9 protein-coding genes are annotated in these 12,979 nt (G+C 73.2%); 6 read left to right on the top strand and 3 right to left on the bottom strand.

The genetic code is table 11. The annotated features are described in order from the left end of the window. Positions 1-32 precede the first annotated feature (32 nt). The 3 genes from ABC270_RS00895 (at position 33) to ABC270_RS00885 (ending at position 3,575) form a co-directional block, all read left to right on the top strand. On the top strand, positions 33-950 hold the full coding sequence (locus ABC270_RS00895; protein ID WP_412879048.1) for an alpha/beta fold hydrolase: 918 nt from the start codon (positions 33-35) through the stop codon (positions 948-950). Positions 951-998: 48 nt separating this feature from the next. Beyond that, positions 999-1,871, top strand: coding sequence for a hypothetical protein (locus tag ABC270_RS00890; RefSeq protein WP_412879047.1), 873 nt, complete (start codon positions 999-1,001; stop codon positions 1,869-1,871). 228 nt (positions 1,872-2,099) lie between these two features. After that, the gene (locus ABC270_RS00885) at positions 2,100-3,575 is read left to right on the top strand and encodes an APC family permease (protein ID WP_412879046.1); all 1,476 of its coding nucleotides are present in this window, start codon (positions 2,100-2,102) and stop codon (positions 3,573-3,575) included. A gap of 96 nt (positions 3,576-3,671) precedes the next feature. Here the strand turns inward: ABC270_RS00885 and ABC270_RS00880 are convergent, their stop codons facing one another. Further along, positions 3,672-4,403 carry a LysE/ArgO family amino acid transporter gene (locus ABC270_RS00880; protein ID WP_412879045.1) on the bottom strand — a complete coding sequence of 244 codons (732 nt, stop codon included), beginning with the start codon at positions 4,401-4,403 and terminating at the stop codon, positions 3,672-3,674. Positions 4,404-4,473: 70 nt separating this feature from the next. Between ABC270_RS00880 and ABC270_RS00875 the strand changes: the two genes are divergently transcribed. Continuing rightward, positions 4,474-5,409 (top strand): LysR family transcriptional regulator ArgP, encoded by a 936-nt coding sequence (locus ABC270_RS00875; RefSeq protein ID WP_412879044.1) that lies wholly within the window; start codon positions 4,474-4,476, stop codon positions 5,407-5,409. A 539-nt stretch (positions 5,410-5,948) separates the two neighbouring features. Beyond that, positions 5,949-6,443: a hypothetical protein gene (locus tag ABC270_RS00870; protein ID WP_412879043.1), complete on the top strand. Its 495-nt coding sequence runs from the start codon at positions 5,949-5,951 to the stop codon at positions 6,441-6,443. Positions 6,444-6,455: 12 nt separating this feature from the next. Here the strand turns inward: ABC270_RS00870 and ABC270_RS00865 are convergent, their stop codons facing one another. Together ABC270_RS00865 and ABC270_RS00860 are read right to left on the bottom strand one after the other, a co-directional pair. Next, positions 6,456-7,235, bottom strand: a complete 780-nt coding sequence (locus ABC270_RS00865; protein ID WP_412879042.1) for a DNA-formamidopyrimidine glycosylase family protein — start codon at positions 7,233-7,235, stop codon at positions 6,456-6,458. Continuing rightward, positions 7,228-12,042 carry an Lhr family ATP-dependent helicase gene (locus tag ABC270_RS00860; RefSeq protein WP_412879041.1) on the bottom strand — a complete coding sequence of 1,605 codons (4,815 nt, stop codon included), beginning with the start codon at positions 12,040-12,042 and terminating at the stop codon, positions 7,228-7,230. Before ABC270_RS00860 ends, ABC270_RS00865 begins: the two co-directional genes overlap by 8 nt. Before the next feature lie 161 nt (positions 12,043-12,203). Here ABC270_RS00860 and ABC270_RS00855 point away from each other — a divergent pair, with 161 nt between their 5' ends. Beyond that, positions 12,204-12,848, top strand: a complete 645-nt coding sequence (locus ABC270_RS00855) for a PadR family transcriptional regulator (protein WP_412879040.1) — start codon at positions 12,204-12,206, stop codon at positions 12,846-12,848. Positions 12,849-12,979: the final 131 nt, after the last annotated feature.

Below are 12,979 nucleotides of genomic sequence, written 5' to 3'. Positions count from 1 at the left end.
TGCGGGTGTTGGCGCGCGCTCCGCGTCCTGCCATGCTCGAGAAGACCTCACGCACGGTCCGTCCCGAGGACCCGGCGAACCGCCGTCGCACGACCCTCGAGGACCGCATGCACCCACACGCTCCCCCGCCCGCCGTCGACCGCACGGTCCGCTCCGACGACGGCACCGAGCTCGCGGTGACGGAGACCGGCTCCGGACCGTCGCTCGTGGTGGTCGGCGGCGCGTTCGACCACCGCGGCACCCCCTACCTCGACCGACTCGTCGCGGCGCTCGCCGACCGGTACCGCGTCGTCACCTACGACCGCCGGGGCCGAGGTGCGTCCGGGGACACCGAGCCGTGGGCGATCGAGCGCGAGGTCGAGGACCTGCGCGCCGTCGTGGAGTCGGTGCCCGGTCCCGTCGTGGCCTTCGGTGCGTGTGTCGGCGCCGGGGTGCTGCTGCACGGGCTCGCGGCCGGGGTCCCGATCACCCGCGCCGTGCTCTTCGAACCGCCGTTCCGGGCGAGCGTCGAGCACCACGTGGACGACGTCGTGTTCGCTGACCTGCTCGACGAGCACGTCGCCGTGGGTCGGCGCTCCCAGACGGTCCGGGCGTTCCTCGCGCACGTCCTCGGCGTCCCGATGGGGCAGGTCGCGCTGCTCCGGCTCCGGCCGGCCGTGTGGTCCGCCCTGCTCGGGGACGCGCACGTGCTGCCGCGTGACGTCCGCGTGCTCAACGGGCTCGTCATCCCCGAGCGGGTCGCCGCGGCGGTCGGGGTGCCGGTGCTCGTGGCCTCCGGGGACACCGGACCGGACTTCATGGGGCAGGCGGCACGAGCGCTCGCCGAGGCGATCCCCGGTGCGGCGCACGTGCTGCTCCCCGGGCAGTGGCACCGGCCGGAGCCTGCGGTGGTCCGACGGACGGTGGACCGGTTCGTGGACGCCTCCCTGCCCGCGGCGACCGAGTCGTGACGACCGAGTCGTGACGGCGGGGTCTGGTTCTCCTGCGAAGATGGGGCGGTGACTGCACCCCGTCTCGGCCTCCTGCTCGACGTCGACGGCCCCATCGCCAGTCCGGTGACCCGGACCATCGCGATCCCGAGCATCGTGGAGGACCTCGTCGCCCTCGCCGCCGAGGGCATCCCGATCGTCTTCAACACCGGTCGGAGCGACGCGTTCATCCGCGCCGAGGTCGTCGCACCGCTGCTCGCCGGTGGCTTGGCCGAGGGCACCCGCGTGCACGCCGTGTGCGAGAAGGGCGCCGTCTGGTGCTCGATCGGCCCGCAGTACGAGGGCGGCATGGGCGAGCTCACGGTCGCCGACGACCTCGCGCTGCCGAGCGACTACGCCGACGAGATGCGCGAGCTGGTCCGGACCGAGTACGCCGACCTGGTGTTCTTCGACGAGACGAAGCGCGCGATGGTGTCGATCGAGCAGCGCGTCGAGGTGCCGAACGCCACCTACCTCGCACGGCAGGCCGAGTTCGACGCGCAGGCGATGGCCGCGCTCGTGCGTCGCGGGCTCGGCGTCCGTCGGCTCGACGACGTCCGACCGGCGTCCGACGGCAGCGTCGCGTGGCGCGTCGACCCGACGATCATCTCGACCGACGTCGAGTCGGATCGGAGCGGCAAGGACCTCGGTGCCGAGCGATCCCTGGAGCTCCTCGCGGCCGACGGCGAGCTGCCGGTCGCCTGGCGGACGATGGGCGACTCCCGGAGCGACTACGCGATGGCGGACTGGCTGCACGCGAACGGCCACGACGTCGCGCACGTGGACGTCCGTCCGGCCGACGGGGTGCCGGCGACGCCGTACCCGGTGCTCACCGCTCCCGAGGGCGTCATCCACGACGAGGCCGGCGCACGCTTCCTCCGCGACTGGACCCGCGCGGCCTGACCGGACCCGCGCCGCCTGACCGGACCGCCGCCGGCCGGTGGCTGCGCACCGGAGCCGACCCGTGCCTCCCGGCTGTCATCGCGACCGCCGCGACGCGAGCCGCCGCGAGCCCGCCGCCCCGAACCGTTCCGCCACGGAAGGACCGTCCGACCGGACGCTTTGCGTGCCGGGGTGGTACACCAGTACCCTCACGGGGTCCGCCGCCCAGCCGATGACGGGAACCACCCCATGGCAACACCGCTCCGTGTCAAGTCGATCGAGGCCTCCCTCGCCGACTCCGAAGAGCAGGGACGCTCGCTGAAGCGGTCCCTCAAGACGTTCGACATCGCCGCGATGGGCATCGCGGTCGCGGTCGGCGCCGGCATCTTCTCCGTGGGCGCGAACGCCGCCGCGAACTTCGCCGGGCCGAGCGTCATCGTGTCGTTCATCCTCGCCGCCGTCACCTGCGGCCTCGCGATCATGTGCTACGCCGAGTTCGCCTCGACGATCCCCGTCGCCGGGTCCGCGTACACCTTCACCTACGCGACCATGGGTGAGCTGCTCGCCTGGATCGTCGGGTGGGACCTCATCCTCGAGACCCTGACGGCCAGCGCCGTGATCGCGAAGTACTGGGGCATCTACCTCAGCACCGCGTTCCAGGTCTTCGGCGTGCAGCTGCCGGATTCGATCGCCCTCGGCCCGGTCGGCTTCGCATGGGGGCCGGTCCTCATCGTCGCCGTGTTCACCGTGCTCCTGGCCTTCGGCACCCGGCTGTCGTCCCGCGTCTCCGCGGTCATCACGATCGTCAAGGTGGCCATCGTCGTGTTCGTCATCGTCGCCGGGGCGTTCTTCGTCAAGGCCGCGAACTTCACGCCGTTCGTCCCGCCGGCCGCGCCGTCGAAGGGTGCCGACGGGAGCTTCTGGACGCAGTCGCTCGTCTCCTGGGCGACCGGTTCGGCCCCGGCGCAGTACGGCGTCTTCGGGCTGCTCGCCGCGGCGTCGCTCGTGTTCTTCGCGTTCATCGGCTTCGACGTCGTCGCCACGAGCGCCGAGGAGACCGAGAACCCGCAGAAGACCCTGCCGCGCGGCATCTTCCTCGGCCTCGGCATCGTGACCGTCCTGTACGTCGCCGTGTCCGTCGTCATCACGGGCATGGTGTCCTACCAGCGGCTCGCGCAGGAGGACTCGCCGTCGCTCGCCTCGGCCTTCTCGATCGTCGGTCTGCCCTGGGCCGCGGGGATCATCGCGATCGGCTCACTCATCGGCCTGACCACGGTCGTCATGGTGCTGCTCCTCGGGCTGTCCCGCATCGTGTTCTCGATGAGCCGCGACGGCCTGCTGCCCCGCTGGTTCTCGCAGACCAACCCGAAGACGCAGACCCCGGTGCGCGTCCAGGTCGTGGCCGGTGTCGTCGTCGCGGTGCTCGCCGGGTTCTTCCCCGTCGAGAAGCTCGAGGGCATGATCAACATCGGCACGCTGTCGGCGTTCGTCCTCGTGTCCGTCGGCATCGTCGTGCTGCGTCGCTCACGCCCGGACGCGCCCCGTGCCTTCCGGGTGCCGTGGTCGCCGGTGCTGCCGATCCTGTCCGCGGTGCTGTGCTTCTGGCTGATGCTCAACCTCGAGGTCGAGACCTGGTTGCGGTTCGTCATCTGGCTCGCGATCGGCTTCGCGATCTACTTCGGCTACAGCCGGCGCCACAGCCGGGTCGGGCAGCGCCTGCAGTAGCACGCACGTCCGCCTCCGGAACCAGGTTCCGGACACAGCACCGCGCACCAGCGCGGTGCTGTGTCCGTTCCGCGGTGCCGTGCCGCGCGCCGCGCGCTACGCGCCCACGATGAGCGCGATCCCGAACCCGAGCATCACGACGGCCACGAGGCCGTCGAACACCCGCCAGGTGAGCGGCTTCGCGAACAACGGCCGGAGCAGCCGTCCGCCGAACCCCACTGCCGCGAACCACACGCAGCTCGCGAGGACCGCCCCCACCGTCCACGGCCACCGATCGACGGCGCCCTGCTGGTTGGCGACGGACCCGAGGAACACCAGCGTGTCCAGGTACACGTGCGGGTTCGCCCACGTGAACACGAGCATGGTCGCCACCGCGGTGCGCACGGTCGGGACCCGGCCTGGAGGCGCGGTGCGCGTCGCCCGCGCCGCGTGCGACGGTGCGCTGGTTGCGTCCACGGCCCCCTCGGCGACGCCGTCCGGCGCGGGGACCGCGACGCCGTCGTCCGCCGCAGCGTCGTCGAGCCGCAGCGCATCGCCCGAGGGGCGCAGTGCGCGGCGTGCGGCGAGCACGCCGTAGGTCACGAGGAACGCGGCCCCGACGAAGCGCACGACGACGAGCGCGACCGGGAACCGTTCCACGACCGCGCCGACGCCGAGCACCCCGGCCACGATGAGGACGGCGTCGGACAGGGCGCAGACGACCACTGCGGCGGTCACGACACGGAGACCCGCGGACACCGCGAGCCGGAGCAGGTACGTGTTCTGCACGCCGATCGCCACGATCAGCGCGAGACCGGTGCCGAGGCCGGCGAGCAACGGGAGGAGCATGCTCCCGACGGTAGAGCGCGTACGACCTGAAGCACAGTTCACGTTCCTGCAGGGCCGTAAGCTGTGCTGCATGCTGCGGTTCCGAAGCGAGCACCTCGAGACTCTGCTGGCCGTCGTCGACCACGGAACCCTCGACGCCGCCGCTCGTGCCCTGTCGGTGACACCCTCGGGGGTGTCGCAGCGCCTCAAGGCGATGGAGCAGCAGGTGGGCCGGGTCCTCGTCCGCCGGAGCGTCCCGGTGGTCCCGACCGCGGCCGGCGAGGTCGTCCTCCGGCACGCGCGCCAGGCCAGACTGCTCGACGAGGAGACCGCGCGCGCCCTCGACGGGGACGCCGGCTCCGTCCCGTCGATCCCGCTCGCCGTCAACGCCGACTCGCTCGGCACCTGGTTCCTCGACGCGCTCGCCCGCGTCCGGGCCGACACCGAGGTGGTGTTCGACCTGCACCGTGAGGACCAGGACCGCACAGCGGAACTCCTGCGCGCGGGCACCGTCATGGCCGCCGTGACCGCCGAGGCCGAGCCCGTCCAGGGATGCTCGTCGGTCGCCCTCGGCATCGACCGGTACCGGGCCGTCGCCGCTCCGGCGTTCGTCGCCCGGTACCTCGGCGACCTCGATCCGCGGAGCGCGAGTGAACGGCGGGTGCTCGACCGCCTCGACGGGGTGCCGCTCGTCGACTACGACCGCGACGACGACCTGCAGCAGGGGTACCTCCGCACGGTGCTCGGGCACGCGCCGCACGGCCCGCGGCACTTCGTCCCGACGTCGGCCGACTTCGCCCGGGCAGTCGGCCTCGGGTTCGGGTGGGGGCTCCTCCCCGAGGCGCAGTGCACGGCGCTCCTCGCGCGCGGCGAGCTCGTCGAACTCGTCCCCGGCCGGCACGCCGACGTCGCGCTCTGGTGGCAGCGGTGGAACCTGGCGTCACCGCTGCTCGAACGGGTCACGGAGGCCGTGCGGGCGACGGCGGCCGAACGGCTGCACGCGCCCGGTTGCACGACCACACCGTGAGCTGCACGGCACTGCGCCGTGTCCGTGGGTGCCCGGCTGTGCGGGATGCGGCAGATGGTCATCCGATCCGCGCACTCGGGCGATCGGTGCGCGATCGCGCAACCGTCCCGGGTGGCCGCGGAGCAGCCCCGCGGCAAGCCGCAAATCCGGCGGGAACCGACGCGAGTTCACTTTCGGGTCACCCCACCAGCGGTGTCCGTCCGTAGTCTCGAACCATCCCGGCGGTCACCCGCCGCCGCGGTGCTCGCCCTGCCGGCCACCCACCGGCGGGGGTGCCCCACCGGGCTGCCGCGTGCCTCCCGGTCGGGGCCCGACGGACGCCCGTCCGCCGGCCGAGCGCACCACCACGAGAACACCGAACACCCGCGGCCCACCCAGCCGCATGCACCACCCGGGTCGCCGACGTCGCCGACACCACCCCACGCGTCGGCGCCCGAAGCCGACGCGCGGGGTGACCGGGACCGAGCCTGCCGCAGGAGGCCGCGCTCTCCGGACGCTCCTGGCGCTGCCCGGAGCCGCACCGGCGCACCGTCGACGGCATGACGAGCACAACCAGGACCACCGTCGCGACGATCATGGCCGCCAGCGTCGCCGTGCTCCTCGCCGGGTGCACCGGCGCGGGCGCCCAGAACGGCAACCCGGTCGGCAAGGGCCCGGCGAGCGACGACCCGGCGCGGACGACCTGCCCGGTCGCGGCGAAGGAAGCCGTCGACGCGATCGACGCTGCCGTGGGAGCACACGACGACACCGACTTCGCGAGCGTCCGGAAGGGCGACGGCGGGTGGTACCTCGGGGCATCGATCGCTCCGGCGGAGAAGGACGACCCGAACGACGACGACGTCACCGTCTGGGCGACGTCGTCCGACCCGACCTCGGAGGACTTCGACGGCCCCCTCTGGCCGGTGAACCGTGCCGCGAAGGACGCCGCGGGCGGCCAGGACAGTGCGGCATCGGCGGCGCCGTCGGCGTTCGCGGACGACTCGGACGCGGCTCGGTCGGTCCAGCAGTGCGTGGTGAACGCCGCGAACCGCTGAGCAGGTCGGCGCTCAGCTCTGGCAGCGCGGACACCAGTAGGTGTCCCGCAGGGTGAGCTCGGATTCGCCGAGCTCCCCGCGGCGCACCGGCGTCCCGCAGCGCAGGCACGGCTTCCCCGCGCGCCCGTAGACCCACAGGCGGCGGCCGGGGCGGTCGACCCCGGTGGTGATCCGGGCGTTCCGGTCGCGGTTCGCGGTGATGAGCCGCGATGCCAGCGCGATCACCCGCGCCGGATCCGGCACCTGCCCGACCGGTCGCGTCGGGAGCACACCCCGGAGGAAGCAGAGCTCGGCGCGGTACACGTTGCCGAGGCCTGCGAGGACGCGCTGGTCGAGCAGGGCGAGCCCGATGGGGCGCTCCGGGTCGCGCGTGAGGTTGGCGAGCGCCAGGTCGGCGTCCCAGTCGTCGCCGAGGAGGTCCGGCCCGAGGTGCACGACGATCTCCGACTCCTGCGCGCGGGGGACCACCTCGAGGATGCCCAGCGTGAACCCGACCGTCGAGACATCGGCCGCGTCGAGCACCACGCGTGCCTGGTGCGCCGGTCGACGCCACCGCTCTCCGGGGGCGTAGACGTCCCAGCGGCCCTCCATCTTGAGGTGCGAGTGGACGGTGAGGTCACCGATCCGGTGCAGCAGGTGCTTGCCGCGGGGGACGACCTCGTCGACGGTGCGGCCCACGAGGTCGAGCGTCGCGAACGCCGGCACGCGGAAGTCGCTCCGGGTGAGCTCCTTGCCGGCGAGTGCCGCGTGCAGGCGGTGAGCGGCTCGGAAGACGGTGTCGCCCTCAGGCACGGAGGCGCACCCCCTGGGGCGTCGCGGTGAAGCCCGCGTCGCGCAGCGCCTGCCCGAGCGGGGACTCGAGCACGAATGCGCCGTCGACCCGTTCGACCGACAGCTTCCCGAGCCCGCGTCGGACCGTCGCGGCGATCGACGACGCGGCTGCCGCGAGGTCTCCGGCGTCGTCGGTGAAGGTCAACACCGACTTGCCGCCGCGCTCGACGTAGACCGTCAGCGCACCGTCGACGAGCACCACGAGGGCGCCGGCCTTGCGCCCGGGGCGGTGTCCGCGGGCAGCCGTCTTCCCGGTCGCCGCAGCCGCGGTGACGGACGCCGCGGACGCCGCGCCGGACGTCGTGGACGCACCTGCGGGCGGGTCCGTCCCGTGGTCCGGGTCGTCGGTGCTGACGCCGTCGTTCGGCCACGGGAGTGCCGCACCGTACGGGTTCGCCGGGTCGGTGGCCGCGAGGGTGATCGCCTGCCGGGTCCGTTCCGGGTCGGCTCGCTCGTCGTCGTCGAGGTCGCGCGCGAACGTCCGCAGCCGGTCGACCGTCGGACCGGTGGCGAACTGGGCCGCCCCGAGCCCCTCGACGAAGTACCCGCGCCGGGCGCGGCCGGTCTCCTCGAACCGCGCGAGCACCCGGTAGACGCCCGCGAACCCGCCCCGGACACCCTCGACCTGGACGGCCCCGCGGGTGACGACGCCGTACCGCTCGAGCAGCTGCTCGGCCGTCGCGGCCGCCCGTACCGTGGCGTCGGACTGCGCCAGCGGCAGGATCGACCAGCGTCCGCCGACGGTGGGCGGGCCGGACTGCGTCGGCAGGGTCGGCCGACGGCGTCCGCGGTAGGCGCGGGCCCGGGGCGTGCTCGAGCTCTTCGCCTTGCCGCCGAGCATCGACCGCAGCGGAGCGAGCGTGTCGTTGGTGATCTGTCCTGCCCACACGAGGTCCCACAGTGCGGTGGACAGGGCCGTGTCGTCGGTGCTGCCGACGGCCTGGGCGAGCTGGCGGAAGAAGTACGCGCCGCCGCCGGCGAGGGCCCCGAGGACGTCGCGTTGCAGCTCGGTCGTCTCGCCGCCGTCCGGCTCCACCAGGGTCGTGTCCGCGGTCTCCGCGAGGTGGAACCGCACCCACCCGTCGTTCCCCGGCAGGGTGCCCCCGCCGGACCACAGGACCTCGCCCGTGGCGGTGAGCTCGTCGAGCATGCTCGGTTGGTAGTCGGTGACGCGGGACGGCAGCACGAGGGACTCCCACGCGCTCGCGGGCAGGGCGACCCCGGCGAGCTGGTCGAGCACCTGCAGGACGCCGTCGATGCCCCGCAGCCCCCCACGGGTGCCCGGCGTGTGGACGTGCTGCCACGCCGGGAGGAAGCGTGCGAGCGTGTCGGGCGACACCGGCTCGACCTCGTGCCGGAGCGCCGCGAGCGACTTCGTGCGGATGCGGCGGAGCACCTCGGCGTCGCACCACTCCGCACCCTGGCGGTCGGGTCGGAACTCGCCCTCGACCACCCGGCGGTCGGCGGCGAGCCGTCGCAAGGTGTCCTGCACGACCGCGATGCCGAGACCGAGCCGGGCCGCTGCCTCCTGCGCGGAGAACGGGCCGTGCGACCGCGCGTACCGGCCGACCAGGTCACCCAGCGGATCCGCGACCGGCTCGACGAAGGCCGTCGGCACGCCGATCGGCAGCGGGACACCGAGGGCATCCCGGAGTCGGGAGGCGTCCTCGATGACGGCGTACCGGGTCTGCCCGGCGTGCGAGAACGACAGCACACGGCGGTCCCGCTCGAGGGCCTGCAGCGCCGACTCGACCGCGGTGGGGTCGCCAGCGGTCGCCACGTCGCCGTCCGCGGCCGCCCAGCTCCGCGCGGTGAGCTCGGTCAGGTCGAGCGCGCCGACCAGCCGCAGGACGTCGACGAGCCCCTCGGCGTCGCGTGCCCGGCGGTCGGGGGAGAGGCGCTGGAGGTCCTGCTCGACCGAGGCGATCACGGCCGGGTCGAGCAGCTCCCGGAGCTCCGCCCGGCCGAGGAGCTCGCCGAGCAGGGTCGAGTCGAGCGACAGCGCCGCGGCCCGACGCTCGGCGAGGGGCGAGTCGCCCTCGTACATGAACGCGGCGACGTACCCGAACAGCAGTGTCCGCGCGAACGGCGACGGCTGCTCGGTCTCCGTCTCGACGAGCTTGATCCGCCGCCCGGCGATGTCGTCCGCGATGGAGAGCAGCGACGGCACGTCGTAGACGTCCTGCAGGACCTCGCGCACGGTCTCGAGCACGATCGGGAACGTGGGGTACTTCTGCGCGACCTCGAGCAGCTGCGACGCCCGCTGCCGCTGCTGCCAGAGCGGGGACCGCTGCCCGGGGTTTCGCCGGGGCAGGAGCAGCGCCCGCGCCGCGCACTCGCGGAACCGCGCCGCGAACAGCGCCGAACCGCCGACCTCGTCGGTCACGAGGACCTTGAGCTCGTCGCGGTCGAACACGAACAGGTCGGCACCGGGCGGCTCGGCGTCGGTCTCCGGGATCCGGACCACGATGCCGTCGTCGGCCGCCATGGCGTCGCCGTCGATGCCGTGCCGCTCCCGCAGCCGGGCCCCGACCGCGAGGGCCCACGGAGCGTGCACCTGCATGCCGTACGGCGAGTGCATAATCATGCGCCAGTCGCCGAGCTCGTCGCGGAAGCGCTCGACGACGAGGGTCGTGTCGTTGGGCACGTACCCGGTCGCGGCACGCTGGTCGCGGAGGAAGGTCAGGAGGTTGGTGACGGCGCGCTCGTCGAGACCGCCGGAGGACACCCGGGCGCGTGCGTCGTCGTCGGAGGCCGACTCGACCTCACGCACGAACGCACCGGTCGCCCGACCGAGCTCGGCAGGACGACCGAGGCCGTCGCCCTTCCAGAACGGCACCCGTCCGGGCTGCCCGAACGCCGGGCTCACGAGCACCCGGTCGTGGGTGATCTCCTCGATCCGCCAGCTCGTCGCCCCGAGCGCGAACACGTCGCCGACGCGGGACTCGTAGACCATCTCCTCGTCGAGCTCACCGACGCGCGAGGCCCGCTCGCCGACCATGAAGACGCCGAACATGCCGCGGTCGGGGATGGTGCCACCGCTGGTCACCGCGAGCCGCTGCGCCCCCGGACGCCCCGTCAGGGTGCCGTGGACGCGGTCCCAGACGAGCCGGGGTCGCAACTCGGCGAACTCGTCGCTCGGGTACCGACCGGTCACGAGGTCGAGCGTCGCTTCGAACGCGGACCGCGGCAGGCTGCTGAACGGTGCGCTCCGGCGGACCAGCTCGAACCAGTGCTCGACGTCGACCGTGTCCACCGCACCCGCGGCGACGGTGTGCTGCGCGAGCACGTCGAGCGGGTTCGCCGGGACACCGATCGACTCGATCTCGCCCGCGACCATCCGCTCGACCGTCACCGCACTGTTCACGAGGTCCGCGCGGTGCTTCGGGAAGAGGACGCCGCGGGAGATCTCGCCCACCTGGTGTCCGGCGCGACCGACGCGCTGCAGGCCGCTCGCGACCGACGGCGGCGCCTCGACCTGCACGACGAGGTCGACCTCGCCCATGTCGATCCCGAGCTCGAGGGAGCTGGTCGCCACCACGCACCGGAGCCGTCCGGACTTGAGGTCGTCCTCGATGATCGCCCGCTGGTCCTTCGACACCGAGCCGTGGTGCGCGCGGGCGAGCACCGGCACACTGGAGTCGGACCCACCCCCGGAGGTCTGCCCGGACGCGCCGATCACCTCGGCCGGCGGCCGCTTCGGCTGGGCGACCGGCGCGTGCCCGGACGCCCTGCCCGGTGACTGCGTCACGACACCGCCGCTGCTGTGCCCGGCAGCGACCGCGCCGACACCGACCGCGCCGGCTCCGGCGGCGACGGGCTCCCCTGCGCCCGACGCGGCGAGCACCCGCTCCTCGTGGATCTCGTTCAACCGTGCCGTCAACCGCTCGGCCAACCGTCGCGAGTTCGCGAACACGATCGTCGAGCGGTGCTCCTCGATGAGGTCGACGACACGCTCCTCGACGTGGGGCCAGATCGACCCGTTGGTCGGGGACTCCGTCGCGTCCGCGCCGACCGGTGGGGCACCGAGCTCGGTCATGTCGTCGACGGGGACGACCACCCGGAGGTCGAACGTCTTCTGCGCCGGTGGCGCGACGATCGTCACCGGGGCCCGGCCGCCGAGGAAGCGCGCCACCTCTTCCGGGGGGCGCACGGTGGCCGAGAGCCCGATGCGCTGCACCGGCTTCTCGAGCAGGTCGTCGAGACGCTCGAGCGACACGGCGAGGTGTGCCCCACGCTTGGTCGACGCGACCGCGTGCACCTCGTCCACGATCACCGTGTCGACGTTGACCAGGGTCTCGCGCGCGCTGGACGTGAGCATGAGGTACAGCGACTCGGGGGTCGTGATGAGGATGTCCGGCGGCTGCCGGAGGAGCCGCTGGCGGTCGGACGACGGGGTGTCGCCGCTCCGGACACCCACGGTGACGTCCGGGGGTTCGAGCCCGAGCCGTCGCGCCGTCTGGGTGATGCCGACGAGCGGACTCCGGAGGTTCCGCTCGACGTCGACACCGAGCGCCTTGAGCGGCGAGACGTAGAGGACGCGCGTCCGTTGCTTGGCTGGCGGTTGGTCGGTCGCGCTGATGAGCCGGTCGATCGACCAGAGGAACGAGGCCAGGGTCTTGCCGGACCCCGTCGGCGCGATCACGAGCGCGTGCTGCCCGGTCGAGACGGCGTCCCACGCTCCCGCCTGCGCCGCGGTCGGGGCCGGGAACGCGCCGCGGAACCACTCCGCGGTCGCGGGGGAGAAGCGCTCGAAGACGTCCGTCATGGTCCGTCCCATCCTGCCCGCGGCCACCGACAACGGCGCGAAGGAGGAACAGGGTTGACACAGCGATACGTACCGATCTATCGTTACTACATCGCGATACGACGAAGGCCCATCGGTCAGACCGGATCGCGAGCCGACTCAGCACGACGGAAGGACACCCCATGCGCTTCGACGACATGAACCCCCAGCAGCACCAGCACCAGCGCGGCCCCCGCTTCGGCGGCCCGCGACACCACCACGGCGCCGGGTTCCCCGGCCGTGACCGCGGTGACCACCAACGCGGCGGCTTCGGCGCCGGCCGCGGCTTCGGCCCGGGCTTCGGTCCCGGCTTCGGCGGCCCGGGCTTCGGTCCCGGTTTCGGCGGCCGCGAACGCCGTCGCCGTGGCGACGTCCGTCTCGCGATCCTCGGCCTCCTCGCCGAGGGCCCGCAGAACGGCTACGCCGTGATCAAGACGATCGCCGAGCGCACCGGCGGCGCCTGGAAGCCGAGCCCCGGCTCGGTCTACCCGACGCTCCAGCAGCTCGTCGACGAAGACCTCGTCGTCTCGACGGGCGACGGCCGCAAGACGCTCTTCGAGCTCACCGATACCGGCAAGGCCGAGGCCGAGGCGAAGGCGGACGAGATCGCGGCGGCGTTCGAGGCGCCCGGCATGCCGGACGCGCAGCGCGCCTTCGTCGAGTCGCTCCGGAAGACCATGGGCGTCCTGCACATGTACCGGACGACGGCGACCGACGAGCAGATCGCCGCGGCGACCGACAAGGTCGACCAGCTCCGCAAGGACCTCCTGCAGATCCTCGCGGACTGACGACGCGACCGCACGACGGACGGGAGGCACGGTGCCAGCTGGCACCGTGCCTCCCGTCCGCTCATCGGTCACCGTGGGTTCTCGGAAAGCGACAGATCTCGGTGTCGCTTTCGCGAAAGCGACAGTTCGGC

Origin of the sequence: Curtobacterium phoenicis (genome assembly GCF_047238015.1) — a bacterium.
GTDB lineage: Bacteria > Actinomycetota > Actinomycetes > Actinomycetales > Microbacteriaceae > Curtobacterium.
This window is presented reverse-complemented; position numbering and strand designations above follow the sequence as displayed.

What these genes read in the sequence shown, in the direction of transcription:
- ABC270_RS00895 (WP_412879048.1), top strand. Translation starts at nt 33, where the DNA reads ATGCTCGAGAAGACCTCACGCACGGTCCGTCCCGAGGACCCGGCGAAC.
- ABC270_RS00885 (WP_412879046.1), top strand. Translation starts at nt 2,100, where the DNA reads ATGGCAACACCGCTCCGTGTCAAGTCGATCGAGGCCTCCCTCGCCGAC.
- ABC270_RS00880 (WP_412879045.1), bottom strand. Translation starts at nt 4,403, where the DNA reads ATGCTCCTCCCGTTGCTCGCCGGCCTCGGCACCGGTCTCGCGCTGATC.
- ABC270_RS00875 (WP_412879044.1), top strand. Translation starts at nt 4,474, where the DNA reads ATGCTGCGGTTCCGAAGCGAGCACCTCGAGACTCTGCTGGCCGTCGTC.
- ABC270_RS00870 (WP_412879043.1), top strand. Translation starts at nt 5,949, where the DNA reads ATGACGAGCACAACCAGGACCACCGTCGCGACGATCATGGCCGCCAGC.
- ABC270_RS00860 (WP_412879041.1), bottom strand. Translation starts at nt 12,042, where the DNA reads ATGACGGACGTCTTCGAGCGCTTCTCCCCCGCGACCGCGGAGTGGTTC.
- ABC270_RS00855 (WP_412879040.1), top strand. Translation starts at nt 12,204, where the DNA reads ATGCGCTTCGACGACATGAACCCCCAGCAGCACCAGCACCAGCGCGGC.